Source organism: Massilia sp. IC2-476 (assembly GCF_020707295.1).
Lineage (GTDB): Bacteria > Pseudomonadota > Gammaproteobacteria > Burkholderiales > Burkholderiaceae_D > Telluria.
The window spans coordinates 162,246-188,672 of record NZ_JAJFER010000004.1; the positions used below are offsets into that span (position 1 = coordinate 162,246).

Below are 26,427 nucleotides of genomic sequence, written 5' to 3' on the forward strand. Positions count from 1 at the left end.
GGAAGCGCCAAACGATCCCGGCGGCATAGCATGACGCGACCGGACGCGCTGTGACGTTGTGACCAGGCGACAGCAGCTCAGGCGTTCAGTCGGCGCGGCCGACCGCGATGCTCACGCTGCCGCCCTGCCTGGTCGCGGTGGAGACGACGCCGTTCTCGTGCAGCCGCACGCGCGCACCGGGCGCGATGCCGGGATAGCGCGGCAGCGCCTGGTAGTCACTGTAGTAGGCGATCCAGCGCACGGCGGGATACAGGTGGTGATGCTGGCGTTCCGCCTCCTGCAGCAGCTGCGAGGCCAGGCTGACGAGGGCGAGCGCGCCGGTCATGTGGCCGGCGGCCATGGCCACGGCGCGCAGCGGCTTGCGCAGCAGGCTGCGGGCGAAGAACAGGAGCTGGAACACGAGCGCGGCGATGCCGGTCGCGACGGTGGCGGCGAGCGCCATGGCGGGCAGGTAGCAGGCCAGGGCCACAAAGCCCACGGTCAGGTCGAAATCCTGGGGCGGCAGGCCGGTCGCGGCCGCGACGACGTGGCGTGCGATCGCCAGCGACACCAGCAGGAGAAAGGCGTGGATCACGGCCAGCGCGAGCTTGCCGGGCCGCCGTTGCAGAAAGCCGAGCACGACGGGTTGCAGCCACAGGGCGAAGCCGGCGGCGAAGCCCGCCGTCGCGATGGTGGAGCACAGCTCGCGCGCCGTTTCCTGGCCGGGAGCGGCAAGCATCAGCAGGACCGCGAAGGCGAGCGGCAGGCTGAAGACCAGATAGCATTGGGCCGTGCGGTCCAGCGCCTGGAAGGAGTGCAGTAGCCGGCGCGCGCCGTTCATGCCTTCAGCATGGGCGCGGGCCGGCATCTCAGGCCGTTTCTTCCGGCGCCCGGGTCATGCGCGCGAACATCGGCGCCACCAGCAGGCCCAGTTCGTAGAGCAGGCACATCGGAATGGCCAGCGCCAGCTGGCTGACCACGTCCGGCGGCGTCACGATGGCGGCAATGACGAAGGCGCCGACGATCACATAGGAGCGCACTTCGCGCAGCTTCTCGATGCTGACGATCCCCATGCGCACCAGGATCACCACCACCACCGGCACTTCAAACGTCGCGCCGAAGGCCAGGCACATCGACATGACGAAGTCGAGGTAGTTCTCGATGTCTGGCGTGACCGCGATCGAGGCCGGGGCAAATTCGCCGATGAAGTGGAACACCCGCCCGAACACGAAGAAGTAGCAGAAGGCCACGCCGCCAATGAACAGCAGCGATGACGAGATCACCAGCGGCAGCACCAGGCGCTTCTCGTGCGCATAGAGGCCGGGCGCGACGAAGGCCCACAGCTGGTAGAACACCCAGGGCAGCGACAGGATGAAGGCCAGCAGCAGCGTGACTTTCATCGGTACCAGGAAGGGCGAGACGACGCCGGTGGCGATCATCTTGGCGCCGGGCGGCAGCGAAGCGATCATCGGCGCGGCCAGCAGGTCGTAGACCTGCGCGGGTCCTGGCCAGATGAACAGCGCTGCGCAGGCAATGGCGATCCCGATCGACGCCTTGACCAGGCGGTCACGCAGTTCGACGAGGTGGGAAATGAAGGTTTCTTCGCCTGCGGCTTCTTCGGTCATTTAGAAAAACGAACTCTTTGATTTGCTGGAGCCGGGGCGGAACTTGCGCACGCGCGCGGCGCCCGACAGCACATGGGTCTTGCCGCCGTGGCGATGCTTGTACCAGCTCGGGACGGCGGAGGTGCGCACCAGTTTCTTGCGGCGGAAGTCGCGCGCCTTGCGCTCGATGTCGGTGGTGCTGACGTAGGAATGGGTCGACGACGTGGTGGAAGAAGACGCGTGTTCCCTGCCGTCCCACAGCGCCTCGACCTCGTCGACATGGCTGGACATGGACTGCTCGACATCGGCCTTGAATGAAGCTGCGCTCTCGTGCACTTCCTTGTGCAGGTTGCGCAGTTCGTCGAGCTCGATTTCGCGGCTGACCTCGGACTTGACGTCGTGCAGGTAGCGCTGGGCGCGCCCGTACAGGGTGCCTGCCATGCGCGCCACTTTCGGCAGCTTTTCAGGGCCGATCACGATCAGCGCGACAACGCCGATGATCGCCAGTTTCGACAGTCCGAGATCGATCATGCCCGGATATTATTGACGGGTTTTGTCGCGGGCTTCCACGTCGATGGTGGACTTGTCGGCGACTTGCTGCGGTGGCTGGGTGCTCGAGGCGTTCGGATGCGCCTTGTCTTCCTCGCCCTTCACGCCATCCTTGAAACCCTTGACGGCTTTACCGAGGTCGCCACCGATATTGCTGATTTTCTTGGTGCCAAAAATCAGCATCACGACGACCAGGACAATCACCCAGTGCCAAATACTCATCGAACCCATGTTTATCTCCTAGCGAGGCGCTGCGCGCCTGTATATCGGGAAAGCGTACGTTTCAGTATACGCCATGCGGGGCATCTTGCCCCGATTAAAAGTTAAGGGCAGCCCCGGTAACGCATCAGGTGCCGAGACCGCGCCACGGGCGCTTGCCGCCGTACACGTGCAGGTGCAGGTGATAGACCTCCTGCCCTCCGTCCGGTCCGCTGTTGATCAGGGTCTTGAAGCCACCGCTGCGGCCGCCATTGCCGTCGGACTCCACTGCAACACCGTGCTCTTGCGCCAGCTTGGGCGCCAGCGCCAGCATCTTGCCCAGCACCGCGGCGTGCTCCATGCCGCAGTCCGAAAGCGTGTCCACGTGCTGCTTCGGGATCACCAGGAGGTGCACCGGGGCAGCCGGGTTGATGTCCTTGAAGGCCAGCACGTCGTCGTCTTCGTAGACGACGCTGGCCGGGATCTGCTTCGCGACGATCTTGCAAAAAATGCAGTTGTCCATCTTGTCTCCGGATGTTCCCTTACAGCCTTGTGATTCGAAAACCCGTGCATGCTACCGGCGCCGCATGACATCGGTATGACGGCGACAGCCTGATTATGACACCGTCCGCCCACACCGCAAGCATGAGTGGGTACTTACTCTTTGCGCGCTGCCTTCTCGGCGATCCCCGACAGGCCTTCGCGCCGCGCCAGTTCGTCGATCACCTGCTGCGGGCTGAGGCCGAATTGGGACAGCAGCACCATGGTGTGGAACCACAGGTCGGCCGTCTCGTACAGTACCTTGGAAGCGTCGCCCGAGACGCGCGCGTCCTTGGCGGCCATCACGGTTTCGGTGGCTTCCTCGCCGATCTTCTTCAGGATCGCATCGTCGCCCTTGCTGAACAGCTTGGCGACGTAGGAAGTTGCAGGGTCGCCGCCCTGTTCGGGCTTGCGCGACTCGATCACGGCCGCGACGCGGGCCAGGATTTCGCTCATGGGTGTTTCTTGTTGGAAGAGTAGATGGTGTCGGGGTCTTGCAGCACGGGTTCCACCGCCTGCCAGTCTTCGCCGTCGAGCTTTTGGAAGAAGCAGGAGTGGCGCCCGGTGTGGCAGGCGATCCCGCCCTTCTGCTCGATCTTGAGCAGCACGACGTCTTCGTCGCAGTCGAGGCGGATCTCCAGCACCTTCTGGGTGTGGCCGGACTCTTCGCCCTTGTGCCACAGCTTCTTGCGCGAACGGCTCCAGTAGACGGCTTCGCCCAGCTCCACCGTCTTCGCCAGCGCTTCGCGGTTCATCCAGGCGAACATCAGGATGTCGCCGCTCGACGCTTCCTGGGCGATCACCGGCACCAGGCCGTGTTCGTCCCAGCGCACCTTGTTCAGCCACTTTGCACTGGTCGGCATGTTCACTCCAGGCGCATCGGGATGCCGCGTTCGCGCATGAAGCGCTTGGCCTCGCCGACCGTGTGCTGTCCGTAATGGAAGATGCTGGCGGCCAGCACCGCGTCGGCGTGGCCCTCGAGGATGCCGTCGGCCAGGTCCTGCAAGCCGCCCACGCCGCCGGAAGCGATCACGGGGATGCCCACCGCGTCGGATACGGCGCGGGTCAGGCCCAGGTCGAAGCCGGACTTGGTGCCGTCGCGGTCCATCGAGGTGAGCAGCAGCTCGCCGGCGCCCAGGCGTTCCATGTTCTGCGCCCATTCCACGGCATCCAGGCCGGTGGCATTGCGCCCGCCATGGGTAAAGACTTCCCATTTGCCGGGTGCGACCTGCTTGGCGTCGATCGCCACCACGATGCACTGCGAACCGTGCTTCTGCGAGGCGTCGAACACCAGCTGCGGGTTGGTGACGGCCGAGGTGTTCATGGACACCTTGTCGGCGCCGGCATTGAGCAGGCGCCGCACGTCCTCGACCTTGCGCACGCCGCCACCGACGGTAAGCGGAATGAACACGGTGGACGCCACGGCTTCGATGATCGGCAGGATCAGGTCGCGGCCGTCGCTGGAAGCGGTGATGTCGAGAAAGGTGATCTCGTCGGCGCCTTGTCCGTCGTAGCGGCGCGCGATCTCCACCGGGTCGCCGGCATCGCGCAGCTCGGTGAAGTTGACGCCCTTGACCACACGGCCGCCGGTGACGTCGAGGCAGGGGATGATGCGTTTTGCGAGCATAGAATTCTAGCGTTGGCTTATGCACGTCATCCCGGCGAAGGCCGGGATCCAATTTGCTTGAGCAGTCGAACCGCACGTAGAACTTGGGTCCCGGCCAAGGGGGACGCCTAGTCCCGGGACGACGGTCTTAGGGCTGGTGGCCGTGACCACCGTTGCCTTTACGCTTGCGCTCCTTCGGTCAGTTCATCCGCACGTTCCTGCGCCGAGGTCAGGTCGAGCGTGCCTTCGTAGATCGAACGGCCGCAGATCACGCCCTCGATGCCTTCGTCCTGCACCGCGCACAGCGCTTCGACGTCGGCCAGGTTGTGCACGCCGCCCGAGGCGATGATCGGGATCTTCACGGCTTGCGCCAGCTTGACGGTCGCTTCGATGTTCACGCCGGCCATCATGCCGTCGCGGCCGATGTCGGTGTAGACGATCGACTCGACGCCGTAGCCTTCGAATTTCTTGGCCAGGTCGATGACTTCGTGGCCCGACATCTTGCTCCAGCCGTCGGTCGCGACCTTGCCGTCCTTGGCGTCCAGGCCGACGATGATCGCGCCCGGGAAGGCGCCGCAGGCGTCGTGCAGGAAGCCCGGGTTCTTCACGGCGGCGGTGCCGACGATGATGTAGGTGATGCCGTCGTCCAGGTAGCGCTCGATGGTGTCGAGGTCGCGGATGCCGCCGCCCAGCTGGACCGGGATCTCGTCGATGCCCATCTCTTCGGCGTAGTCCTGCACGGTTTTCAGGATCGACTTGATCGCTTCCTCGTTCTTCGGCTTGCCCGCGAACGCGCCGTTCAGGTCGACCAGGTGCAGCCGGCGCGCGCCCTTCTTCAGCCAGTGCAGCGCCATTTCGGCAGGGTCTTCGGAAAACACGGTGGCGAGGTCCATGTCGCCCTGTTTCAGGCGAACGCAGTGACCGTCTTTCAGGTCGATGGCAGGGATCAGCAGCATGGTCGTTGTCGGTTGGTTGACGGCGGGTTGAAAGTAAAACTCACGGGTTCCAGTGGATGAAATTGCGGTACAGGCGCAGCCCGGCGGCGGCGCTCTTCTCGGGGTGGAACTGGGTGGCGACCAGGTTGTCGCGGGCGACGGCGCAGGTGTACATGCCGCCGTAGTCGGCTTCGCCGATGGTGTCGTCACGGTTCTCGGGCGCGGCGTAGTAGCTGTGCACGAAGTAGAAATACGCGCCGTCCTCGACGCCTTCCCACAGCGGATGGGCACGGGTCTGGCGTACGCGGTTCCAGCCCATCTGCGGCACCTTGAAGCGCGAGCCGTCGCTCTGCAGTTTTCCATCCAGTTGGAAGCGCACGACGCGGCCCGGCAACAGGCCCAGGCCCGGCGTGCCTTCGTTCTCTTCGCTCGCGTCGAACAGCATCTGCTCGCCGACGCACACGCCCATCACCGGGCGCGTCTTCACGGCGCGCAGCAGGGCGTCTTCGGCGCCGGATTCGCGCAGGCTGCGCATGCAGTCGCGCATCGCGCCCTGCCCCGGCAGCACAATGCGGTCGGCCGCATCGATGTCTTCGGCCCGGTTCGACACCAGGATGTCGGCCTCGGGCGCGGCAGCGCGCAGCGCCTGCGCCACCGAGCACAGGTTCCCCAGGCCATCGACCACCACAATCTTGTTCGTCATGGTCTGCTTACAGGCTGCCTTTGGTCGAAGGGATGATGCCGGCGGCGCGCTCGTCCAGCGCGGTCGCCATGCGCAGGGCGCGGCCGAAGGCCTTGAATACGGTTTCGCACTGGTGGTGCGCGTTCACGCCGCGCAGGTTGTCGATGTGCAGGGTCACGCCGGCGTGGTTCACGAATCCGCGGAAGAATTCGCCCGTCAGGTCGACGTCGAAGCTGCCGATCATGGCGCGCGTCCAGGGGATATGCATTTCCAGGCCGGGACGGCCCGAGAAATCGATGACCACGCGCGACAGCGCTTCGTCGAGCGGCACGTAGGAGTGTCCGTAGCGCACCATGCCCTTCTTGTCGCCCACCGCCTTGGCCACCGCCATGCCGAGGGTGATGCCGGTGTCCTCGACCGTATGGTGGGCGTCGATGTGCAGGTCGCCGACGGCTTCGACTTCGAGGTCGATCATGCCGTGGCGCGCGATCTGGTCGAGCATGTGGTCGAGGAAGGGCACGCCGGTATTGAGCTTCTGGCGGCCGGTGCCGTCGAGGTTGATCGAGACGCGGATCTGCGTCTCGTTGGTATTGCGCGTGATGTCGGCGGTGCGGGTCATTGCTGGTACTCGTCGGTGCGGCCTCTCCCGGGAGAGGGAGATGCGGCCGCAGCTATTTATAGGGACGCTTTCAGGGCATTCAGGAATGCAGTGTTTTCTTCTGGAGTACTGACCGTGACGCGGATGCAGTTGGCCAGCATCTTGTCCATTTTACCCAAATTCTTGATCAGCACCTTTCCGTCGCGCAGATCGGCACACGCCTTGTCGGCATCCGGTACGCGCAGCGCGATGAAATTGGCGGCCGATGGAAACACTTCGACTCCCGGCAGCGCCGCCAGTTCGGTCGCCAGGCGCGACCGCTCGGCATTGAGCAGCTCGGCCTGGCGGTCGAGCACGTCGAGGTGGTCGAGCGCGAATTCGGCCGCCACCTGGGTCAGCACGTTGACGTTGTAGGGCGGACGCACCTTCTCGAACTGCTCCAGCAGTTTGGGGTCGCCCGACAGGTAGCCAAGGCGGATGCCGGCCAGGCCCAGCTTGGACAGGGTGCGCATCACGACCAGGTTCGGGAATTCCGACAGGCGGCCCATGAAGCTCTTCTTGGCGAAGGGCTGGTAAGCCTCGTCCACCACCGCGATGCCGGTCTCGCCCAGGGCGCGGATGATCGCCGTCATGTCGCCCTCATCGTACAGGTTGCCGGTCGGGTTGTTCGGATAGGCCAGGAACACCAGCGAGGGCTTGTGTGTTTGAATCGCGGCCAGCATGGCGGGCAGGTCGAGCGAGAAGTCGGATTTCACCGGCACGCCGACAAAGTCGGCGCCCGCGAACTGGGCCGAGCGCGCGAACATCACGAAGGCCGGGGTCGGCGCCATCACCACGGCGCGCTTGCCATCCTGGCGTGCGATGGCGGTCGCCATGATCGAGATGAGCTCGTCCGAGCCGTTGCCGAGCAGGACGTCATAGCCGGCGGGAACGCCGAGGCCTTTGCAGATCTTCCCCTTGAGGGTGGCGTAGGACGCGACCGGGTAGCGGTTCAGCGCGGCATCGGCCAGGCGCTGGCCCAGTTCGGCGCGCAGTTCGCTTGGTAATTGGTAGGGATTTTCCATCGCGTCGAGCTTGATGTAGCCGCTCGCATCCGGCACGAAATAGCTGGCGATGTTGCGGACGTCTTCGCGGATGGTGTTGTCGATCAGCGTGTCGATCATGCTCATGCGGTTTCCTCGTTCAGGGGGCTGCTCTTTGAGGCGGCCTTGCGTTTTTTTCCGGCCACCGGGACCTCGGGCGCGGCAAGGCGCTCGCGGATGATGTCGCAGTAGGCGGGGTTCAGTTCGAAGCCGGTGAAGTGGCGCCCGGCCTGGCGCGCGGCGATGGCCGTGGTGCCGCTGCCCATGAAGGGGTCGAGCACGATGCCGCCCGGCGGGCAGGAAGCTTTCACCATGCGCTCGATGATCTCGAGCGGCTTCTGGGTCGGATGGTCGGCCCGTTCCGGATGTTCGCGGTGCAGGCGCGACACGCTCCACACGTCCTTCGGGTTGTAGCCCACCTCTAACCACTTGGCGCCGATGAAGATCGAGCGCGAACGCGCCTTTTTCGTTTCGGCGTCATACGGGATGCGCACGGCGTCGAGGTCGAAGAAGTAATCCTTGCGGTTCACGAAAAAACCGATGGTGTCGTGCACCGACGAGAAGCTGCGCACGCTGCCGCCCATCGAGGGCACGCGGCGATCCCAGATGATCTCGTTCATCATCGTCATGCGTTTCTTGAGCATGACGAAGATCTCGGGCGCGAAGCGCCAGGTGAGGAAGATGTACAGGCTGCCGTTGGGCTTGAGCTTGGGCAGCACGGCGTCGATCCACTCCTCGGTCCAGGCAAGATAAGCCTCGACGCTCTGCTGGTCGGACGCGTTGCCATAGTCCTTGCCCAGGTTGTAGGGCGGGTCGGTGAGGATCAGGTCGATGGAAGCGTCCGGGATGCGCGCCAAACCCGTCAGCGCATCCTCGCAGAACACCTGGTCGACCCAGGTACTCATGATTTGATACGAAGCTCTGCGCTGCGGGCGTGCGCCTGCAGGCCTTCGCCGTAGGCCAGTTCGGCCGCCACCTTGCCGAGCGTCTGGGCGCCCTGCTCGCTCACCTGGATGACCGAGGAACGCTTCTGGAAATCGTAGACGCCCAGCGGCGACGAGAAGCGCGCGGTGCGCGAAGTCGGCAGCACGTGGTTCGGGCCGCAGCAGTAGTCGCCCAGCGATTCGGACGAGAAGCGCCCCAGGAACATGGCGCCGGCGTGGCGGATCCGGTCCGCCCACTTCAGCGGGTCCTCGGCCGAGATTTCCAGGTGCTCGGCCGCGATGGCGTTGGCGATCTCGCAAGCCTCTTCCATGTCGCGCACCTTCACCAGGGCGCCGCGGTCGCTGAGCGAAGTCGTGATCGTCGCGGCGCGCGGCATGGTGGACAGCAGCTTGTGGATGCTCTGTTCCACGCGCGCGATGTAGTCGGCATCGGGGCACAGCAGGATGGCCTGGGCCAGCTCGTCGTGTTCGGCCTGCGAGAACAGGTCCATCGCCACCCAGTCCGGATCGGTCGTGCCGTCGCACAGCACCAGGATTTCCGACGGGCCGGCGATCATGTCGATGCCGACCACGCCGAACACGCGGCGCTTGGCCGCGGCCACATAGGCGTTGCCCGGGCCGACGATCTTGTCGACGGGCGGGATGGTCTCGGTGCCGTAGGCCAGCGCGCCGACGGCCTGGGCGCCGCCGATGGTGATCACGCGGGTCACGCCGGCGATCGCGGCAGCTGCGAGCACCATCTGGTTCTTCACGCCATCCGGCGTCGGCACCACCATCACGATTTCCTGCACCCCGGCCACCTTGGCGGGAATCGCGTTCATCAAGACGGAGGACGGATAGGCCGCCTTGCCGCCCGGGACGTAGATGCCGACGCGGTCGAGCGGCGTCACGCGCTGGCCCAGCACGGTGCCGTTAGGCTCGGTAAAAGTAAAACCGTTCAGTTCCTGCTTCTGGCGTTCGTGGAAGACGCGGATGCGCTCGGCCGCGGTGCGCAACGCAGTGCGCTGGGGGTCCGGGATCGAAGCCAACGCGGCGTCCAGTTCTTCCTGTTTCACGTCGAAGGCCGCCATCGAGCTGGCGCCGCCGTTCGGGATGCGATCAAAACGGTTCGTGTATTCGAGCACGGCAGCATCACCGCGATGCTTCACGTCCGCCAGGATCTTCGCGACGCTCGATTCGATGGCGTCGTCGGTCTCCGCTTCGAACGCCAGCAGGGCGTCGAGGGTCGGTTTGAAATCCGGTGAGGTGGAATCGAGCTTGCGGATCTGTACTGCCATGATGTGCTTCAGCCTTTTGCTAGCGACGCCTGCTGGAAGGCGTCGAGGATCGGTTGCAGGCGCTCGCGCTTGAGCTTGAGCGCGGCCTGGTTGACCACCAGGCGCGAGGAGATGTCCATGATCTTTTCGACTTCGACCAGGTTGTTCGCGCGCAGGGTGCCGCCGGTCGAGACCACGTCGACGATGGCGTCGGACAGCCCGACCAGGGGCGCCAGTTCCATCGAGCCGTACAGCTTGATCAGGTCGACGTGCACGCCCTTGCTGGCGAAGTGCTCGCGCGCGGTGTTGACGAACTTGGTCGCCACGCGCAGGCGCGCGCCCTGGCGCACCGCGTTCTCGTAGTCGAAGCCGGCATTCACCGCCACCGACATGCGGCAGCAGGCGATGCGCAGGTCGATCGGCTGGTACAGGCCTTCGCCGCCATGCTCGAGCAGCACGTCCTTGCCGGCCACGCCGAAGTCGGCCGCGCCGTGCTGGACATAGGTCGGCACGTCGCTGGCGCGCACGATCAGCACGCGCACGCCCGGGTCGTTGGTCGGCAGGATCAGCTTGCGCGAGGTTTCGGGATTCTCGGTGACGGTGATGCCTGCCGCCGCGAGCAGCGGCAGGGTGTCCTCGAAGATGCGGCCCTTGGAGAGCGCCAGGATCAGGCCCGGCTCTCCGGATGTACTGGGAATAGTCATTATTTGATGCGCACGATGTCGGCACCGACGGCCGAAAGTTTCACTTCCATGCGGTCGTAGCCGCGGTCGAGGTGGTAGATGCGGTCGACCAGGGTCGTGCCTTCGGCCGCCATGCCGGCGATGACCAGCGAGGCAGAGGCACGCAGGTCGGTCGCCATCACCGGCGCGCCGACCAGGCGGTCCACACCCTTGATGAAGGCGGTATTGCCCTCGGTCGAGATCTGGGCGCCCAGGCGGTTCATCTCCTGCACGTGCATGAAGCGGTTTTCAAAAATGGTCTCGGTGACGCGGCTCGGGCCGTCGGCCAGGATGTTCACGGCCATGAACTGGGCCTGCATGTCGGTCGGGAAGCCCGGATATTCCGTGGTGCGGAAGGACACCGGGTGCGGGCGGCCGTCCATGCGGGCGCGGATGGTGTCCGTGCCGACGTCGAGCTGCAGGCCGATCTCGCGCAGCTTGTCGAGTGCCACGTCGAAGATGTCGGTACGGGTGTTGCGCAGCACGATGTCGCCGCCGGTGGCCGCCACGGCGCACAGGAAAGTCGCCGCTTCGATACGGTCCGAGATCACCGCGTGGCTGGCGCCGTGCAGCGACTCCACGCCCTGGATCACTAGGCGGTCGGTGCCGATGCCCTCGATCTTCGCGCCCATCGACGCCAAGAGGTTGGCCAGGTCGGTCACTTCCGGCTCACGCGCGGCGTTTTCCAGCACGGTCTCGCCTTCCGCCAGCGTCGCCGCCATCAGCAGGTTCTCGGTGCCGGTCACGGTGATCATGTCGGTGTGGATGCGCGCGCCCTTCAGCTTGCCGTTGGTCTTGGCGTAGATGTAGCCGCCTTCGATCGTGATCTCGGCGCCCATCTGGCGCAGGCCCTTGATGTGCTGGTCGACCGGGCGCGAACCGATTGCGCAGCCGCCCGGCAGCGAGACCTTGGCCTGGCCGAAGCGGGCCAGCAGCGGTCCCAGTACCAGGATCGAGGCGCGCATGGTCTTCACCAGCTCATAGGGCGCTTCGAGCGAGGTGATGTTCGAACCGTTCAGGGTGACGCGCTCGTCGTCCTGAGTCACCTTCAGGCCGGTCTGCTCGAGCAGCTTGAGGATGGTGCGCACGTCGTGCAGGCGCGGCACGTTCGACAGTTCGAGGTCGCCGCCGGTCAACAGGCCGGCGCACAGGATGGGCAGGGCCGCGTTCTTGGCGCCGGAAACCGGGATCTCGCCGTTCAGGCGCTTGCCGCCGACAATCTGGAGCTTATCCATAGATTAACCTTGGTACTCGTCAGGGGTGAGGGTTTTCATCGACAGCGCGTGGATTTCCTCGCGCATGCGGTCGCCGAGTGCGGCGTACACCAGCTGGTGGCGCTGGATCGGGCGCTTGCCGGCGAAGGCTGGCGAGACGATGACGGCGGTGAAATGCTGGCCGTCGCCTTCCACCTCGAGGTGGGTGCATTCGAGGCCGGCGCTGATGTAGCCGTGGATCAGTTCGGGGGTTGTCGACACGAGGGACTCCAGTGAATTCTTTAGTGGCGTAGCTTGTAGCCGCGCTTGAGCATATTGACCGCGATGGCCGCCAGCACCACCAGGAACACCGACACGATGGCCAGGCTGGTCCAGGGCGAGACGTCGGACTTGCCGAAGAACCCATAGCGGAACCCGTCAATCATATAAAAGAACGGGTTGAAATGCGAGACCGCGAGCCAGAACGGCGGCAGTTTTTGGATGGAATAGAACACCCCGGCCAGGAAGGTGGCCGGCATGATCAGGAAGTTCTGGAAAGCGGCCAGCTGGTCGAACTTCTCGGCCCAGATGCCGGCGATGACGCCCATGGTGCCGAGGATGGCCGCGCCCAGGAAGGCGAACACCACGATCCACAGCGGCGCCGTGAAGCTCAGGTGGGCGAACCAGGCGGTGATCACGAACACGCCGAAGCCGACCGCCAGCCCGCGCAGGATCGACGCGGCGATGTAGGCCGACAGGATCTCGGCATGCGACAGCGGCGGCAGCAGGATGAACACCAGGTTGCCGGTGATCTTGGACTGGATCAGCGACGACGACGAGTTGGCGAAGGCGTTCTGCAGCACGCTCATCATCACCAGGCCGGGAATCAGGAAGGAGGTATAGCTGACGCCTTCCAGCATCTCGACCCGGCCGTCCAGCACGTGGCCGAAGATCAGCAGGTAGAGCATGGCGGTGACCACCGGCGCCGCGATGGTCTGGGTCGCCACCTTCCAGAAGCGCAGCGACTCCTTGTAGAACAGGGTGCGGAAACCCACGGAGAACAGATTCATTGCGGGCCTCCCGGTTGTTTGTCGCCCACGACCTGCAGGAAGATGTCTTCCAGGTCGGCCTGCTCCAGTTGCATCTCGTCGATCACGGCGCCGTGCGCGCGCAGGGCGGCCAGGATCGGCTCGACCTCGTTGACGTCGTTCACGCGCAGGGTGTAGCGGTTGCCGTTCACGTGCTCATCGTGCGAGACCAGGTGGCGCAGGCCTTCGGGCAGGTCGCCGCTCTTCAGGTTCACCACGAGCTGCGAGCCGGACACACGGCGCAGCAGGGCCGACATGGTATCCAGCGCCACCACCTCGCCGAGCTTCAGCATGGCGACGCGCTGGCACATGGCCTGGGCTTCTTCCAGGTAGTGGGTGGTCAGCACCACGGTGTGGCCTTCGCGGTTCAGGCGCGAGATGAACTTCCACAGGGTCTGGCGCAGTTCGACGTCGACGCCGGCGGTCGGCTCGTCCAGCACGATCACCGGCGGCTTGTGCACCAGCGCCTGGGCCACCAGCACGCGGCGCTTCATGCCGCCCGAGAGGGCGCGCATGTTGACGTCCGCCTTGTTGGTGAGATCGAGATTGTGCATCACCTCGTCGATCCAGGCGTCGTTGTTCCTGATCCCGAAGTAGCCCGACTGCAGGCGCAAGGTTTCGCGCACGGTGAAGAAGGGATCGAACACCAGTTCCTGCGGCACCACGCCAAGGCGCTTGCGCGCTTCGCGGAAGTCGGTGACCACATCGTGGCCATGGATGGTGATGTTGCCGACGTCCGGGCGGATCAGGCCGGCCACGGTGGAGATTAGGGTGGTCTTGCCGGCGCCGTTGGGGCCGAGAAGGCCGAAGAACTCGCCTTCCTCGATGGTCAGGGAAACGCCCTTCAGGGCCTTGAAGCCCTTGTAGCTTTTCTCGACGCTGTTAATCTGGATCGCTGTCATTCTTGTTCGGGAGGATGGCGCGGGCGCGCCAGGCCGTGCGGGTGAAACGGCCCATTATAGGTGAAATCAAGAATGCAAGAGGCCGGCGGGGAAATTCAGCCTGGAGGGAAGCGCCCGGCAGGACCGATACGGTCCGGCCGGAGGGAACAGCATCAGGATTGCGACAGCAGGCCGTCCACGCCGTACAGCGCGGCCAGCTTTTGCACGTTCTCGGGAACGTTGATGAAACTGAGGCGCTGGCCGGCGGCGCGCGCACGGCGCTGCCAGGCGAGCAATACCGCCACGCCGGACGAGTCGGCGGCGCTGACGCCGCCGAGGTCGAACACGGTTTCGCCGGCGGCGATCGCAGCAATGCCCTGCTCCAGCGCGCCGCTGGCGCTCTGGAAGGTCAAGGCATCGAGCGAGAGCATCGTATTGGCTTCGGCCATTATTTCGGGGCCTTCAGCGGCTTGGATGCCAGCTGGGCGTTACGCTCGGCCAGGCTCTTGATCAGGCCATCGATGCCGCTCTTGCCGATCTGGCTGGCGAAGGTGCCCTTGTAGGTCTCGACCAGCCAGGCGCCCAGCACGTTGATGTCGTAGATCTTCCAGCCCTGCGGGCCATTGGCCAGGCGGTAGTTCAGGGTGATCGGCTCGCCGCGGGCGACGTTCACCTGCGAACGCACCTCGACGTCGGTGGCGCCGGCTTCGGCGCGCATCGGCTTGAACTCGACGGTTTCGTTCTTGATGGTCGACAGCGCGCCGGAGTAGGTGTAGACCAGCAGGGTGGTGAATTCCTTGGTCAGGGCCTTCTGCTGCTCCGGGGTGGCCTGGCGCCAGAAGCGGCCGGCTGCCTGCTGGGTCATCTTTTCGGTATCGACGTGCGGCAGGATCTTGGAGTTCACGAGATCCATGATCTTGTTGCGGTTGCCGGCCTGGATGTCCTTGTCGGCCTTCACGGTGTCGATGACGTCGGCGCTGATGCGCTTGACCAGCGCGTCAGGGGCTTCCGCGGCGATGGCCGAGGTGGCAAAGGCGATGGTGGCGGTAGCGGCTGCGATCAGTTGAATGACTGGTTTCATGTGTCGTTTTCCTTTGTCGGTGGGGCTGCGCCGTACTATTGCCGGCGCGGCATATCCCCGGTTAACTCTTCTTAAGGCTTCTCGGATGACACCGGTTGTGTAACCGTTTGTGAACCGGCCGGCTTGTCAGCGGACGCTTTGCCGGCCGGGTCTGCCGCCGGTTCGGCGTTGCTGGTGGCCGAATCGGCCGGTGCGTCGGCCTCATCCGCTTGGCGCGGCACATTGCCGTCGTAGACCTGGCTCTGGCGGCGCTGCATGTAGCCGTCGCGGATGAACTCGTAGCGGTCCAGCGCGGCGTCTTCCAGCAGGCTCGAGGCATCCAGCAGTTGGGCGCGCTTGTCGACGACGCGCACGCCGGCGCCGATGTTGCGCCAGTTGGCCGGTTCCTTGTACTTCCAGATGTCGCCGCCGATGTCGGCCGGCAGCGCCGCGGTGTCACGCACCGTAGATGGGCCCAGGATCGGCAACATCAAGAAGGGACCGCTCGGGACGCCCCAGGTACCCAGGGTCTGGCCAAAATCCTCGTTATGCTTCGGGATGCCGGCTTCCGAGGCGATGTCGAGCAGGCCGAAGATGCCGAAGGTCGAGTTGACGGCGACACGGGTGACGTCGCCCATGCCGGCCTGGCCCTTGCCTTGCAGCAGGTTGTTGACCGCGCTCCAGGCATCCGACAGGTTGCCGAAGAAGTTGCCTACACCAGTTTGCACGAAGCTCGGCGTCACGTTTTTGTAAGCGGTAGCCGTCGGCTTCAGCACGGTACGGTCGACCGCGTCGTTGAAGCGGAACACGGTACGGTTATAGCCTTCCAGCGGATCCTGCGGATTGGTGGTGGCGCAGCCGGTCAGCAGCAGCGCGGCGGCGAGCGCCGCCAGGCCGTGTACACGGGGATATGGCATGTGTTTCATTCACTACCTTCCTTTCCTTCAGCGGCCTTGCTATAGATAAATTGATTAATCAAGTCTTCCAGCACCGTCGCCGACTGGGTACGGGCGATGCGGTCGCCATCCACCAGGTTCTTGGTGTCGCCACCCGGTTCGATGCCGATGTACTGCTCACCCAACAAGCCGGCAGTCAAGATCTTGAGCGAACTGTCTTTAGGGAATTTATAGCCTGGCTCCATATCGAGGCGCACGAGCGCCTGGTAAGTCTTGTCGTCGAAGGTAATTTCCCCCACGCGGCCGACCACCACGCCGGCGCTCTTCACCGGTGCCTGCGGCTTGAGGCCGCCGATGTTGTCGAACTTGCCGGTCACGGCGTAGGTCTTGCTGAACGAAATCGTGCTCATGTTGCCTGCCTGCAGGGCCAGGAACAGCAGCGAGGCCATGCCCAGCAGGACAAACAGGCCAACCCAGACGTCGATAGTTTTGCGATGCATACGAATACCCTATTACTTATTAAACATCAAAGCGGTCATGATGAAGTCCAGGCCCCAGACCAGCAGCGACGCGATGACGACGGTGCGCGTGGTAGCGCGCGACACGTCTTCCGGCGTTGGCTTGGTCTGGTAACCCTGGAACAGCGCCGTGAACGTGACCGCGACACCGAAGATAAAGCTTTTGAGCACACCGTTCAGTACGTCAGCGCGCACATCCACACCGGCCTGCATCTGCGACCAGAACGCGCCTTCGTCGACGCCGATCAGCTGGACGCCGACCAGGTAGCCGCCGAACACGCCCACGGCCGAGAAGATGGCCGCCAGGATCGGCATGGCAATGACGCCGCCCCAGAAACGCGGGGCCAGCACACGTTGGACCGGATTAATTGCCATCATTTCCATGGCGGACAGCTGCTCGCCCGCTTTCATCAGGCCGATCTGGGCCGTCAGCGAGGTGCCGGCACGTCCGGCGAACAGCAGCGCGGTCACGACCGGGCCCAGCTCGCGCACCAGCGCCAGCGCCACCACCTGCCCCAGCGCCTGCTCGGCGCCGTACTGGTTCAGGGTGTAATAGCCCTGCAGCCCGAGCACCATGCCGACGAACAGGCCGGAGACGATGATGATCACCAGCGAATAATTGCCGATGAAGTGGACCTGTTCCGAGATCAGGGCCGGACGCTTGAACGAACCGGGCGAAACGCTGAGCAGGTTGAAGAAGGCACGGGTGGCGAAGCCGACGCTGGCGATGGCCTCGCGTACGTTGCGTCCGATGGTTTCCAGGAGGCGGGTAATCATTTGCGCGCTCCCAGCCCGAGGTCGTCGGCCAGCGACTTGCCTGGATAGTGGAAGGGCACGGGGCCGTCCGGCGCGGCGTTCACGAACTGCTTCACGTAGGGGTCTTCCGAGACGCGCAGCTCAGCCGGCGTGCCTTCGGCAACGATTTTGCCTGCCGACATGAAGTACACGTAGTCGGCGATGGCGAAGCATTCGTGCACGTCGTGCGACACGAGGATCGAGGTCGAGCCGAGGGCGTCGTTCAGGTTGCGGATCAGGTTGGCGGTAACGCCCATCGAGATCGGATCCAGGCCGGCGAAGGGCTCGTCGTACATGATCAGTTCCGGATCGAGCGCGACGGCGCGCGCCACCGCCACCCTGCGCGCCATGCCGCCGGAGATCTCGGCAGGCTTGAGCTTGTGCGCATTGCGCAGGCCGACGGCGTTCAGCTTCATGAGGACCAGGTCGCGAATCAGCTCTTCCGGCAGGTCGGTGTGCTCGCGCAGCGGAAAGGCGACGTTGTCGAATACGGACAGGTCGGTAAACAGGGCGCCGAACTGGAACAGCATGCCCATGCGGCGACGCAGGCGGTACAGGCCTTCGGTATTGAGCTTGTGCACGACTTCGCCATTCACGCGCACTTCACCGCGCTGGGGGCGGATCTGGCCGCCGATCAGGCGCAGGACGGTCGTCTTGCCACAGCCCGAGCCGCCCATGACGGCGACGAGCTTGCCGCGTGGAAAATCCATGCGGAGGTTCGACAGGATGGAACGCTCTCCGTACGCAAAGTGCAGATCGCGGATTTCGACTAGGTTCGACACAGCGTGATTGGTATTTGGGTAATCCGTTATTGTAGTGCAGAAAGCTCAACCCTCGCTTGCGCTGCCCCATTTTGGCCCGCTTTCACGAGGTACTATTACAACAAAACTAACCCATGGGTCAGATATTTGTGCGTGTAAGCTCTTGTTTTTTCAGAGATATGTATGTCTAGCAATGTTGCTCTTTATTGAATTCTATCAATAAATGCTGATGAGCAATAATTTGTGACTGGTGTTCATGCAGCGCTCACCTGCATGTCATGTGATGCGCTGCAATAAACCCTAGGCTAAAGAAATCAGCCCCCGAATGGTCGTGCGGGCACGCACATAAGTGTGTCGGTAAGTGTCAAAAAGCCGCTGCTTGTTGGTCCATATCCACAGCCGGACCGGCGAGCCAAAAGAAAAGGCGGCCGCAGCCGCCTTTGTCCCGGGTTTGCCGCGTCAGCGCGGCAGTACCGAACTTCCCATCAGGAATTCATCGACCGCACGGGCACACTGTCGCCCTTCGCGGATTGCCCATACGACCAGCGACTGGCCGCGGCGCATGTCGCCGGCGGCGAACACGTTCGGCTTCGAGGTCTGGTAGGAACGCTCCCCCTCGGTCGCGGCGCGGGCATTGCCGCGGGCATCCTTTTGCACGCCGAAGGCGTCCAGCACGTTCTGCACCGGCGACACGAAGCCCATGGCCAGGAACACCAGGTCGGCTTTCATCTCGAATTCCGAGTCCGGGACTTCGATCATCTTGCCGTCCTTCCACTCGACGCGGCAGGCGACCAGCTTTTCCAGCTTGCCGCCCTTGCCTTCCAGGCGCTTGGTGGCCACCGCCCAGTCGCGCTGGCAGCCTTCCTCATGGGAGGACGAGGTGCGCAGGCGGGTCGGCCAGTAGGGCCAGACCAGCGGCTTGTTCTCGTGCTCCGGCGGCATCGGCATCAGCTCGAACTGGGTCACGGACGCGGCGCCGTGGCGGTTCGAGGTGCCGACGCAGTCGGAACCGGTGTCGCCGCCGCCGATCACGACCACGTGTTTGCCGGTGGCCTTGATCTGGTCCTTCAGCTTGTCGCCGGCGTTCACCCGGTTCTGCTGCGGCAGGAAATCCATTGCGAAGTGCACGCCCTTCAGTTCGCGGCCCGGGACCGGCAGGTCGCGCGGCTGCTCGGCGCCGCCGGCCAGCACGACGGCGTCGAAGTCCTTTTCCAGGTCTTCCGGGAAGATGGTGTCGCGCGCCATGTTGCTGACGGTAGCCGGGAAGTCCTTGCCGATCAGGACACTGGTGCGGAACACCACACCCTCGGCCTGCATCTGCTCCACGCGGCGGTCGATCAGTCCCTTCTCCATCTTAAAGTCGGGGATCCCGTAGCGCAGCAGGCCGCCGATGCGGTCGCTCTTCTCGAACACGGTCACGTCGTGGCCCACGCGCGCCAGCTGCTGGGCTGCGGCCAGGCCCGCGGGGCCGGAGCCGACCACGGCGACCTTCTTCCCGGTCTTGCTTGCCGCCGGCTGCGGCACGATCCAGCCGTGCTCCCAACCTGCGTCGGCAATCTTGCGCTCGATCGACTTGATGCCGACCGGGTCGTCGTTGATGCCCAGGGTGCAGGCCGATTCGCATGGCGCCGGGCAGATGCGGCCGGTGAACTCGGGGAAGTTGTTGGTCGAATGGAGGTTCTCGACTGCCGCACGGTAGTTGCCGTGGTAGACCAGGTCATTCCAGTCCGGGATCATGTTGTTGACCGGGCAGCCCGTGTTACAGAAGGGGATGCCGCAATCCATGCAGCGCGCCCCCTGCACCTTGGCCTGGCCGTCGGTCAGGGTCAGCACGAATTCCTTGTAGTTCTTGACGCGATCGGTGGGTTCGAGGTGACCCTCTTCCTGCCGTTCGAATTCCATGAAGCCGGTAATTTTGCCCACGTTGTTTTCCTTATTTCCGATTAAGAGCGTCTAACAAAACCACCAGGGCAAGGCGCATCGTCGAAGACAGTACGATAGTACGGCGAGACGATGCAACGCAGCCATGGGGGGGAATTGTTAGGCGCTAAGCTGCGAGCTCGATCTTGTCGTTCGCCTCTTCCATGCTCGAGTTGTGCATCTCTTCGAGCGCCCGCTTGTAATCGGTCGGGAAGACCTTGACGAACTTGCCGCGGCTGTTGGCCCAGTCGTCCAGCAGGTTGCGCGCGCGGGTCGAGCCGGTGTGCTTGAAGTGGCGCTCGATCAGGCGGCGCAGGATGACCTCGTCCGATTCGCGCTCGCCATCGCGGGTCTGGCTGTGCCAGCCTGCCTTGTCGCCCTGCTGCTTGGTCGTCAAGACCGGCTCCAGGTTGACCATCGCCGTATTGCACTTCGCCTCGAACTCGCCCTTCGGGTCGTACACGTAGGCGACGCCGCCCGACATGCCCGCCGCGAAGTTGCGGCCGGTCTCGCCCAGCACCACGACGGTACCGCCGGTCATGTATTCGCAACCGTGGTCGCCGCAGCCCTCGACCACCGCCGTGGCGCCCGAGTTACGCACCGCGAAGCGTTCGCCGGCCACGCCGTTGAAGAAGGCTTCGCCGGCAATCGCGCCATACAGCACGGTGTTCCCGACGATGATGTTGTCCACTGCCCAGCCACGGAACTCGGTGTTCGGACGCACGATGATGCGGCCGCCCGACAGGCCCTTGCCGACGTAGTCGTTGCCCTCGCCCACCAGGTCGATCGTGATGCCGGCCGCCAGGAAGGCCGCCGCCGACTGGCCGGCGGTGCCCTGCAGCTGGATGTGGATGGTGTCGTCCGGCAGGCCGGCATGGCCATAGCGCTTGGCCACTTCGCCCGACAGCATGGTCCCCACCGTCCGGTTCAGGTTCTTCACCGGCGAGATGAAGGACACGCGTTCGCCCTTCTCCAGCGCGGCCTTCGCCTGCGCGATCAGCTTGTGGTCCAGCGCGCGGTCGAGGCCATGGTCCTGGCCATCGGTGTGGAACAGGGCACGCGGCGAATCCGTCTTGGGCTGGTAGAAGATGTTCGAGAAGTCCAGGCCCTGGGCCTTCCAGTGGCTGACGGCCTTGGCCTTGTCCAGCAGGTCGGTCCGGCCGATCAGTTCGTCGTAGCTGCGGATGCCCAGCTGCGCCATGATCTGGCGCGCTTCTTCGGCGACGAAGAAGAAGTAGTTCACCACGTGCTCCGGCTTGCCCTGGAACTTGGCGCGCAGGACCGGGTCCTGGGTCGCCACACCCACCGGGCAGGTATTCAGGTGGCACTTACGCATCATGATGCAGCCTTCCACCACCAGCGGTGCGGTCGCAAAACCGATTTCGTCGGCGCCCAGCATCGCGGCCACCACGACGTCGCGGCCGGTGCGCATCTGGCCATCGGCCTGGACGCGGATACGGCTGCGCAGGCCGTTGAGCACCAGCGTCTGCTGGGTCTCGGCCAGGCCCAGTTCCCATGGGGTGCCGGCGTGCTTGACCGAGGACAGCGGTGACGCGCCGGTGCCGCCATCGTGGCCGGCGACCACCACGTGGTCGGCCTTGGCTTTCGAGACGCCCGCGGCCACGGTGCCGATGCCGACTTCCGACACCAGCTTCACCGAGATCGAGGCGTTCGGGTTGGCGTTCTTCAGGTCGTGGATCAGCTGGGCCAGGTCTTCGATCGAATAAATGTCGTGGTGCGGCGGCGGCGAGATCAGCCCCACGCCCGGCACCGACACGCGCAAGCTGGCGATGTACTCGGTCACCTTGTGGCCCGGCAGCTGGCCGCCTTCGCCCGGCTTGGCGCCTTGCGCCATCTTGATCTGGATTTGATCGGCCGATGCCAGGTACTCGGCGGAGACGCCGAAGCGGCCCGAGGCCACCTGCTTGATCTTCGAGCGCAGCGAATCGCCTTCTTCGAGCGGGATGTCGGCCACCACGCGGTCCGAGCCCAGGATCGAGGCCAGGGTCTCGCCCTTGGCGATCTTGATGCCCTTGAACTCGCCCATGTAGCGGCGCGGGTCTTCGCCGCCTTCGCCGGTGTTCGACTTGCCGCCGATGCGGTTCATCGCGATCGCCAGCGTGGCGTGGGCTTCGGTGCTGATCGAACCGAGCGACATCGCGCCGGTAGCAAAACGCTTGACGATGTCCTTGGCCGGCTCGACTTCTTCCAGCGGGATGGCCTTCGACGGATCGATCCTGAACTCGAACAGGCCACGCAGGGTCAGGTGGCGGCGGCTCTGGTCGTTGATGATCTGGGCGTACTCTTTATAGGTGCTGTAGTTGTTGGCGCGGGTTGAGTGCTGCAGCTTGGCGATGGCGTCCGGGGTCCACAGGTGGTCTTCGCCGCGCACGCGGAAGGCGTATTCGCCGCCGGTGTCGAGCGCGTTGGCGAGGATCGGGTCGTTGCCGAAGGCGAGCGAATGCAGGCGCAGCGCTTCTTCCGCCACTTCGAACAGGCCGATGCCCTCCACCGTTGACGAGGTGCCGCGGAAGTATTTGTCGACCAGCGACTTGTTCAGGCCCACGGCCTCGAAGATCTGGGCGCCGCAGTAGGACATGTAGGTCGAGATGCCCATCTTGGACATCACCTTCATCAGGCCTTTGCCCACCGCCTTGGTATAGTTGTAGATCGCCTTGTCGGCGTCCATCTCGTGCGGCAGGTTGTGCGCCAGGTCCGCCAGGGTTTCGAGCGCCAGGTAAGGGTGCACGGCTTCCGCGCCGTAGCCCGCCAGCAGGGCGAAGTGATGGGTCTCGCGCGCCGAGCCGGTTTCCACCACCAGGCCGGTGGAGGCGCGCAGGCCGCGGCCCACCAGGTGCTGGTGGATGGTGGAGGTCGCGAGCAGCGCCGGGATCGCCACCTGTTCGCTCGACATGTTGCGGTCCGAGACGATCAGGATGTTGTGGCCCGACTTGACCGCATCGACGGCTTCCGCGCACAGCGAGGCGAGCGAGGCTTCGATGCCTTCCTTGCCCCAGGCGACCGGATAGCAGATGTTCAGCTCATAGGACTTGAACTTGCCGCCGGTATGCGAGCTGATGCCGCGCAGGCGCGCCATGTCGTCGAAGCCGAGGATCGGCTGCGAGACTTCCAGGCGCATCGGCGGGTTGACGTTGTTGGTATCCAGCAGGTTGGGCTTGGGTCCGATGAAGGAAACGAGCGACATCACCATGCTTTCGCGGATCGGGTCGATCGGCGGATTGGTCACCTGGGCGAACAGCTGCTTGAAGTAGTGGTACAGGGGTTTGAGCTTGTTCGACATCACCGCCAGCGGCGAATCGTTGCCCATCGAGCCGGTGGCTTCCTCGGCCAGCACCGCCATCGGCGCCATCAGGAACTTCAGGTCTTCCTGGGTATAGCCGAAGGCCTGCTGGCGATCCAGCAGCGCGATCGGGGCCTTCTCGCCCTGCGCATCCTTGGCGCGGTGTTGTAGCAGCTGCGACTCGGACAGCTTGATTTCATTGAGCTTGATGCGCACCGACTTGATCCAGGCCTTATAGGGCTTGGCGTTCGAGTAGGTGTCCTTCAGTTCCTTGTCGTCGATGATGCGGCCGGCTTCCAGGTCGATCAGGAACATCTTGCCCGGCTGGAGGCGCCACTTCTTGACGATGCGCGATTCGGGAATCGGCAGCACGCCCGATTCCGAGGCCATCACCACCAGGTCGTCCTCGGTGATCACGTAGCGCGCCGGGCGCAGGCCGTTGCGGTCGAGGGTGCCGCCGATGTGGCGGCCGTCGGTGAAGGCCATGGCGGCGGGGCCGTCCCAGGGTTCCATCATCGCGGCGTGGTATTCGTAGAAGGCGCGGCGGTTGTCGTCCATCGACGTGTGGTTTTCCCAGGCTTCCGGGATCATCATCATCATCGCCTGGGCCACCGGATAGCCGGCCATCACCAGGAGTTCGAGCGCGTTGTCGAAGCAGGCGGTGTCGGACTGGCCTTCGTAAATCAGCGGGAAGAGCTTGCCCAGGTCTTCGCCCAGCACGGCGGATTTCAACATGCCTTCGCGGGCGCGGGTCCAGTTGAAGTTGCCCTTCACGGTGTTGATCTCGCCATTGTGCGCGATCAGGCGGTAGGGGTGGGCCAGCGGCCATTCCGGGAAGGTGTTGGTCGAGAAGCGCTGGTGCACCAGCGCCAGGGCCGAGATGCAGCGCGGGTCCTGCAGGTCCTTGTAGTAGACGCCGACCTGGTCGGCCAGCAGCAGGCCCTTGTAGACGATGGTGCGGGCCGACATGGAAGGTACGAAGAACTCCTTGCCGTGCAGGAGCTTCAGGGCCTGGATCGCGTGGCCGGACGATTTGCGGATGACGTAGAGCTTGCGCTCGAGCGCGTCGGTCACCATGATGTCCGGACCGCGGCCGATGAAGATCTGGCGGATCACCGGTTCCTTCTTCTTCACGAAGGGCGACATCGGCATGGTCTCGTCGACCGGCACGTTGCGCCAGCCGAGCACGACCTGGCCTTCGATGCGCACGGCGCGCTCGATTTCCTGTTCGCAGGCGATGCGCGACGCGTGTTCCTTCGGCAGGAACACCATGCCGACGCCGTACTCGCCGGGCGGCGGCAGTTCGACGCCCTGCTTGGCCATCTCGTCGCGGAAGTACTGGTCCGGGATCTGGATCAGGATACCGGCGCCGTCGCCCATCAGCGGGTCGGCGCCGACCGCACCGCGGTGGTCCAGGTTCTTCAGGATCTGCAGGCCCTGCTCGATGATCGAGTGGCTCTTGTTGCCCTTGATATGGGCGATGAAACCGACGCCGCAGGCATCGTGCTCATTGGCGGGATCGTACAAACCTTGGGCAATCATGAGGCAATCTCCACAACTTTATCGGGGGTTGAGGACCGAGAATAGTGCAACGCAGCAGAGACAGCAACAAGAATAATTAGGGTCGGAGTCGAATTGTTTAACAACTTTTGGAACTTCAATTTAATTAGGGACAGAGTGAATCAAGAGACGGACAAGTCCCGTGACTCGCCCATAAGTCCTTGATTCTTATGGATCAGCTGTCCGATGAACAAATAAAAAAACGGCACGAAACATCGTGCCGTCGACCGGATGCGCAGGCCCTTAGGGCTCGGAACGCGGCGGTATCGGTTCTCTGAACGGTCGTCCGCGCTTGGCCGGCAGGATCTGGCGCCTGGTCTTGCGCTCCAGCTCGGCCTTGAAGGCGTCGGAACCCAGGGGCTGGTTCTTCAGGACGGAAGCAGTGATGAAGTCGACTTCGTCCTGAGGAATGCCCTGCATGACCAGCTCGGTGTACGCCGCCTCGCGCTGGAAGGGGGTGTTGCCCAAGCCCCAGTAGAGCAGATGGTCGGTGACCAGGGCATCGGTGCGCACGCCCGTGTGGTGGGCGTAGCTCGACCAGGGGTAGTCGAGCGGACCTGTCGTAAGGCCATTGCGCACCGGGTTGAGCTCGATATACCGGCTGCAAGCCAGGAGATAGTGTTCGGTGTCTACCAGCGAAGTGCGGAAACGCCCTTCGAACAGGCCGCCGCTGCGTGCGTACCTGTTATTGAACCAGGGGACGTAGAAGCGACCCACCTTCTGCATCATCAGCGCCAGTCCGACATTGTCCGAGGGCGTGGCCAGCAGGTGGATGTGGTTCGGCATCAGCACATAGGCATGGACCGCCACCTGGTAGAAGCGCGCTGCTTCCTTCAGCCAGGCGAGGAAACGCCCGTAATCTTCCTCTTCATGGAAGATCGGCTGGCGGTTGTTGCCGCGCTGGATCAGGTGCTGCGGTTGGTTCGGGATAATCAGTCGGGGAAGGCGTGCCATGGCGTGCTCAAAAGTCGAGCAGGCATTTTATCCGAGAAGTTCGACTCTGTCCCCAATTAATCTCATGGCCGCCAAAAATATGGCTGACTCTGTCCCCAATTAGACTGCGGAGGGCTTTGCAGCTCAGGCGAGGGTGAAGCCGGCCGAGAGGCTGTAGCCTTCGCCGTAGGCACTGCGCAGCGGCAGGTCCTGGCCGAGGCCGGAGCGCGCTTTCTTGCGCAGGCGGTAGACCAGCATGTCGACCCGGCGGCTGGCGTCCGGGTCTTCGCCGCCCATGCCGGCCACGATCACGTGGCGCGGGACCGGACGGGTGTTGATGGTCAGGAGGTGCAGGAAATTGCACTCCTTTTCGGTCAGGTCGATCACCTTGCCGCCCAGCTCGAGCTGGCGCGCGCTCACGCGCAGGGTCCATTTGCTCGGCGCCGGGGCCGGGTCGGCCGGGCGCACCCGGCGGTCGAGGGCTTCGATATGGGCCGCCAGTTCGGGGAACTTGATCGGCTTGGTGAGGTAGTGGTCGGCGCCCAGGCGCAGGCCGAGGATGCGGTGGTCAAAAGCGACGCGGCCGGTCAGCACCAGCAGGCCGATCTCGGGATACAACTGGCGCATGCGCGGAATGACGTTGAAACCGTCCTCGTCGGGCAGGCCGAGGTCGAGGACGACGACCGCGGCCGGGGTGCGCGTCAGCGCCGCCCACATCTCGCTCGCGGTCCTGGCGATCGCGACATCATGGTCGAGTTCCCGCAGGAATTCGGCCATGTCGTCCGCGTATTCGCCATTGTCTTCAACAATCAGTATCTGCGTCATG

Annotated in this window: 29 protein-coding genes; all 29 read right to left on the reverse strand. The window is 64.2% G+C overall.

Going from position 1 to position 26,427, the window contains the following annotated elements:
• Nucleotides 1-85: 85 nt before the first annotated feature.
• Nucleotides 86-718 carry a hypothetical protein gene (locus LK539_RS12630; RefSeq protein ID WP_227801276.1) on the reverse strand — a complete coding sequence of 211 codons (633 nt, stop codon included), beginning with the start codon at nt 716-718 and terminating at the stop codon, nt 86-88.
• A 130-nt stretch (nt 719-848) separates the two neighbouring features.
• Nucleotides 849-1,604: a twin-arginine translocase subunit TatC gene (gene tatC / locus LK539_RS12635; RefSeq protein WP_227801277.1), complete on the reverse strand. Its 756-nt coding sequence runs from the start codon at nt 1,602-1,604 to the stop codon at nt 849-851.
• The gene (gene tatB, locus LK539_RS12640) at nt 1,605-2,114 is read right to left on the reverse strand and encodes a Sec-independent protein translocase protein TatB (protein ID WP_227801278.1); all 510 of its coding nucleotides are present in this window, start codon (nt 2,112-2,114) and stop codon (nt 1,605-1,607) included.
• 9 nt (nt 2,115-2,123) lie between these two features.
• Entirely contained in the window at nt 2,124-2,363 is a 240-nt protein-coding gene (tatA, locus tag LK539_RS12645) for a Sec-independent protein translocase subunit TatA (RefSeq protein WP_227801279.1), read from the reverse strand.
• Nucleotides 2,364-2,478: 115 nt separating this feature from the next.
• Nucleotides 2,479-2,853, reverse strand: a complete 375-nt coding sequence (locus tag LK539_RS12650; RefSeq protein WP_227801280.1) for a histidine triad nucleotide-binding protein — start codon at nt 2,851-2,853, stop codon at nt 2,479-2,481.
• A 134-nt stretch (nt 2,854-2,987) separates the two neighbouring features.
• The gene (locus tag LK539_RS12655; RefSeq protein WP_227801281.1) at nt 2,988-3,326 is read right to left on the reverse strand and encodes a phosphoribosyl-ATP diphosphatase; all 339 of its coding nucleotides are present in this window, start codon (nt 3,324-3,326) and stop codon (nt 2,988-2,990) included.
• Nucleotides 3,323-3,733 (reverse strand): phosphoribosyl-AMP cyclohydrolase, encoded by a 411-nt coding sequence (gene hisI, locus LK539_RS12660; protein WP_227801282.1) that lies wholly within the window; start codon nt 3,731-3,733, stop codon nt 3,323-3,325. Before hisI ends, LK539_RS12655 begins: the two co-directional genes overlap by 4 nt.
• Before the next feature lie 2 nt (nt 3,734-3,735).
• On the reverse strand, nt 3,736-4,497 hold the full coding sequence (gene hisF, locus LK539_RS12665; protein ID WP_227801283.1) for an imidazole glycerol phosphate synthase subunit HisF: 762 nt from the start codon (nt 4,495-4,497) through the stop codon (nt 3,736-3,738).
• Nucleotides 4,498-4,655: 158 nt separating this feature from the next.
• The gene (gene hisA / locus LK539_RS12670; protein ID WP_227801284.1) at nt 4,656-5,432 is read right to left on the reverse strand and encodes a 1-(5-phosphoribosyl)-5-[(5-phosphoribosylamino)methylideneamino]imidazole-4-carboxamide isomerase; all 777 of its coding nucleotides are present in this window, start codon (nt 5,430-5,432) and stop codon (nt 4,656-4,658) included.
• A gap of 40 nt (nt 5,433-5,472) precedes the next feature.
• Nucleotides 5,473-6,114, reverse strand: a complete 642-nt coding sequence (gene hisH / locus LK539_RS12675; RefSeq protein ID WP_227801285.1) for an imidazole glycerol phosphate synthase subunit HisH — start codon at nt 6,112-6,114, stop codon at nt 5,473-5,475.
• 7 nt (nt 6,115-6,121) lie between these two features.
• Entirely contained in the window at nt 6,122-6,712 is a 591-nt protein-coding gene (gene hisB, locus LK539_RS12680; RefSeq protein WP_227801286.1) for an imidazoleglycerol-phosphate dehydratase HisB, read from the reverse strand.
• A gap of 56 nt (nt 6,713-6,768) precedes the next feature.
• Nucleotides 6,769-7,860: a histidinol-phosphate transaminase gene (gene hisC / locus LK539_RS12685; RefSeq protein WP_227801287.1), complete on the reverse strand. Its 1,092-nt coding sequence runs from the start codon at nt 7,858-7,860 to the stop codon at nt 6,769-6,771.
• A complete protein-coding gene (locus LK539_RS12690) occupies nt 7,857-8,678 on the reverse strand; it encodes a site-specific DNA-methyltransferase (protein ID WP_227801288.1) in 822 nt (273 codons plus the stop codon). The genes hisC and LK539_RS12690 overlap by 4 nt, the downstream gene beginning before the upstream one ends.
• Nucleotides 8,675-9,994 carry a histidinol dehydrogenase gene (hisD, locus tag LK539_RS12695; protein WP_227801289.1) on the reverse strand — a complete coding sequence of 440 codons (1,320 nt, stop codon included), beginning with the start codon at nt 9,992-9,994 and terminating at the stop codon, nt 8,675-8,677. The genes LK539_RS12690 and hisD overlap by 4 nt, the downstream gene beginning before the upstream one ends.
• An 8-nt stretch (nt 9,995-10,002) precedes the next feature.
• Nucleotides 10,003-10,677 (reverse strand): ATP phosphoribosyltransferase, encoded by a 675-nt coding sequence (gene hisG / locus LK539_RS12700; RefSeq protein ID WP_227801290.1) that lies wholly within the window; start codon nt 10,675-10,677, stop codon nt 10,003-10,005.
• Entirely contained in the window at nt 10,677-11,930 is a 1,254-nt protein-coding gene (gene murA / locus LK539_RS12705) for a UDP-N-acetylglucosamine 1-carboxyvinyltransferase (protein WP_227801291.1), read from the reverse strand. The genes hisG and murA overlap by 1 nt, the downstream gene beginning before the upstream one ends.
• A gap of 3 nt (nt 11,931-11,933) precedes the next feature.
• Nucleotides 11,934-12,170, reverse strand: a complete 237-nt coding sequence (locus LK539_RS12710) for a BolA/IbaG family iron-sulfur metabolism protein (RefSeq protein ID WP_227801292.1) — start codon at nt 12,168-12,170, stop codon at nt 11,934-11,936.
• A 20-nt stretch (nt 12,171-12,190) separates the two neighbouring features.
• On the reverse strand, nt 12,191-12,958 hold the full coding sequence (locus LK539_RS12715) for an ABC transporter permease (RefSeq protein ID WP_227801293.1): 768 nt from the start codon (nt 12,956-12,958) through the stop codon (nt 12,191-12,193).
• A complete protein-coding gene (locus tag LK539_RS12720) occupies nt 12,955-13,878 on the reverse strand; it encodes an ABC transporter ATP-binding protein (protein ID WP_227801294.1) in 924 nt (307 codons plus the stop codon). The genes LK539_RS12715 and LK539_RS12720 overlap by 4 nt, the downstream gene beginning before the upstream one ends.
• A gap of 152 nt (nt 13,879-14,030) precedes the next feature.
• Nucleotides 14,031-14,306 (reverse strand): lipid asymmetry maintenance protein MlaB, encoded by a 276-nt coding sequence (locus LK539_RS12725; RefSeq protein ID WP_227801295.1) that lies wholly within the window; start codon nt 14,304-14,306, stop codon nt 14,031-14,033.
• Nucleotides 14,306-14,938 carry a phospholipid-binding protein MlaC gene (locus LK539_RS12730; protein ID WP_227801296.1) on the reverse strand — a complete coding sequence of 211 codons (633 nt, stop codon included), beginning with the start codon at nt 14,936-14,938 and terminating at the stop codon, nt 14,306-14,308. The genes LK539_RS12725 and LK539_RS12730 overlap by 1 nt, the downstream gene beginning before the upstream one ends.
• A gap of 71 nt (nt 14,939-15,009) precedes the next feature.
• The gene (locus LK539_RS12735) at nt 15,010-15,843 is read right to left on the reverse strand and encodes a VacJ family lipoprotein (RefSeq protein WP_227801297.1); all 834 of its coding nucleotides are present in this window, start codon (nt 15,841-15,843) and stop codon (nt 15,010-15,012) included.
• Nucleotides 15,840-16,313 (reverse strand): outer membrane lipid asymmetry maintenance protein MlaD, encoded by a 474-nt coding sequence (gene mlaD, locus LK539_RS12740; RefSeq protein WP_227801298.1) that lies wholly within the window; start codon nt 16,311-16,313, stop codon nt 15,840-15,842. Before mlaD ends, LK539_RS12735 begins: the two co-directional genes overlap by 4 nt.
• 12 nt (nt 16,314-16,325) lie before the next feature.
• Nucleotides 16,326-17,108, reverse strand: a complete 783-nt coding sequence (gene mlaE / locus LK539_RS12745) for a lipid asymmetry maintenance ABC transporter permease subunit MlaE (protein ID WP_227801299.1) — start codon at nt 17,106-17,108, stop codon at nt 16,326-16,328.
• Nucleotides 17,105-17,908 (reverse strand): ATP-binding cassette domain-containing protein, encoded by an 804-nt coding sequence (locus tag LK539_RS12750; protein ID WP_227801300.1) that lies wholly within the window; start codon nt 17,906-17,908, stop codon nt 17,105-17,107. The genes mlaE and LK539_RS12750 overlap by 4 nt, the downstream gene beginning before the upstream one ends.
• A 438-nt stretch (nt 17,909-18,346) precedes the next feature.
• Entirely contained in the window at nt 18,347-19,810 is a 1,464-nt protein-coding gene (locus tag LK539_RS12755) for a glutamate synthase small subunit (protein ID WP_227801301.1), read from the reverse strand.
• Nucleotides 19,811-19,934: 124 nt separating this feature from the next.
• A complete protein-coding gene (locus tag LK539_RS12760) occupies nt 19,935-24,650 on the reverse strand; it encodes a glutamate synthase-related protein (RefSeq protein ID WP_227801302.1) in 4,716 nt (1,571 codons plus the stop codon).
• 261 nt (nt 24,651-24,911) lie between these two features.
• Complete coding sequence (locus tag LK539_RS12765; RefSeq protein WP_227801303.1) at nt 24,912-25,622, reverse strand: transposase; 711 nt, start codon at nt 25,620-25,622, stop codon at nt 24,912-24,914.
• A gap of 123 nt (nt 25,623-25,745) precedes the next feature.
• A complete protein-coding gene (locus LK539_RS12770) occupies nt 25,746-26,426 on the reverse strand; it encodes a response regulator transcription factor (RefSeq protein WP_227801304.1) in 681 nt (226 codons plus the stop codon).
• Between the last annotated feature and the right edge of the window lies 1 nt (nt 26,427).

Bases quoted from the DNA above. Each gene is read 5' to 3' on its own strand.
- LK539_RS12630 (WP_227801276.1), bottom strand. From the start codon at position 718: ATGCTTGCCGCTCCCGGCCAGGAAACGGCGCGCGAGCTGTGCTCCACC.
- tatC (WP_227801277.1), bottom strand. From the start codon at position 1,604: ATGACCGAAGAAGCCGCAGGCGAAGAAACCTTCATTTCCCACCTCGTC.
- tatB (WP_227801278.1), bottom strand. From the start codon at position 2,114: ATGATCGATCTCGGACTGTCGAAACTGGCGATCATCGGCGTTGTCGCG.
- tatA (WP_227801279.1), bottom strand. From the start codon at position 2,363: ATGGGTTCGATGAGTATTTGGCACTGGGTGATTGTCCTGGTCGTCGTG.
- LK539_RS12650 (WP_227801280.1), bottom strand. From the start codon at position 2,853: ATGGACAACTGCATTTTTTGCAAGATCGTCGCGAAGCAGATCCCGGCC.
- LK539_RS12655 (WP_227801281.1), bottom strand. From the start codon at position 3,326: ATGAGCGAAATCCTGGCCCGCGTCGCGGCCGTGATCGAGTCGCGCAAG.
- hisI (WP_227801282.1), bottom strand. From the start codon at position 3,733: ATGCCGACCAGTGCAAAGTGGCTGAACAAGGTGCGCTGGGACGAACAC.
- hisF (WP_227801283.1), bottom strand. From the start codon at position 4,497: ATGCTCGCAAAACGCATCATCCCCTGCCTCGACGTCACCGGCGGCCGT.
- hisA (WP_227801284.1), bottom strand. From the start codon at position 5,432: ATGCTGCTGATCCCTGCCATCGACCTGAAAGACGGTCACTGCGTTCGC.
- hisH (WP_227801285.1), bottom strand. From the start codon at position 6,114: ATGACGAACAAGATTGTGGTGGTCGATGGCCTGGGGAACCTGTGCTCG.
- hisB (WP_227801286.1), bottom strand. From the start codon at position 6,712: ATGACCCGCACCGCCGACATCACGCGCAATACCAACGAGACGCAGATC.
- hisC (WP_227801287.1), bottom strand. From the start codon at position 7,860: ATGAGCATGATCGACACGCTGATCGACAACACCATCCGCGAAGACGTC.
- LK539_RS12690 (WP_227801288.1), bottom strand. From the start codon at position 8,678: ATGAGTACCTGGGTCGACCAGGTGTTCTGCGAGGATGCGCTGACGGGT.
- hisD (WP_227801289.1), bottom strand. From the start codon at position 9,994: ATGGCAGTACAGATCCGCAAGCTCGATTCCACCTCACCGGATTTCAAA.
- hisG (WP_227801290.1), bottom strand. From the start codon at position 10,677: ATGACTATTCCCAGTACATCCGGAGAGCCGGGCCTGATCCTGGCGCTC.
- murA (WP_227801291.1), bottom strand. From the start codon at position 11,930: ATGGATAAGCTCCAGATTGTCGGCGGCAAGCGCCTGAACGGCGAGATC.
- LK539_RS12715 (WP_227801293.1), bottom strand. From the start codon at position 12,958: ATGAATCTGTTCTCCGTGGGTTTCCGCACCCTGTTCTACAAGGAGTCG.
- LK539_RS12720 (WP_227801294.1), bottom strand. From the start codon at position 13,878: ATGACAGCGATCCAGATTAACAGCGTCGAGAAAAGCTACAAGGGCTTC.
- LK539_RS12725 (WP_227801295.1), bottom strand. From the start codon at position 14,306: ATGGCCGAAGCCAATACGATGCTCTCGCTCGATGCCTTGACCTTCCAG.
- LK539_RS12730 (WP_227801296.1), bottom strand. From the start codon at position 14,938: ATGAAACCAGTCATTCAACTGATCGCAGCCGCTACCGCCACCATCGCC.
- LK539_RS12735 (WP_227801297.1), bottom strand. From the start codon at position 15,843: ATGAAACACATGCCATATCCCCGTGTACACGGCCTGGCGGCGCTCGCC.
- mlaD (WP_227801298.1), bottom strand. From the start codon at position 16,313: ATGCATCGCAAAACTATCGACGTCTGGGTTGGCCTGTTTGTCCTGCTG.
- mlaE (WP_227801299.1), bottom strand. From the start codon at position 17,108: ATGATTACCCGCCTCCTGGAAACCATCGGACGCAACGTACGCGAGGCC.
- LK539_RS12760 (WP_227801302.1), bottom strand. From the start codon at position 24,650: ATGATTGCCCAAGGTTTGTACGATCCCGCCAATGAGCACGATGCCTGC.
- LK539_RS12765 (WP_227801303.1), bottom strand. From the start codon at position 25,622: ATGGCACGCCTTCCCCGACTGATTATCCCGAACCAACCGCAGCACCTG.
- LK539_RS12770 (WP_227801304.1), bottom strand. From the start codon at position 26,426: ATGACGCAGATACTGATTGTTGAAGACAATGGCGAATACGCGGACGAC.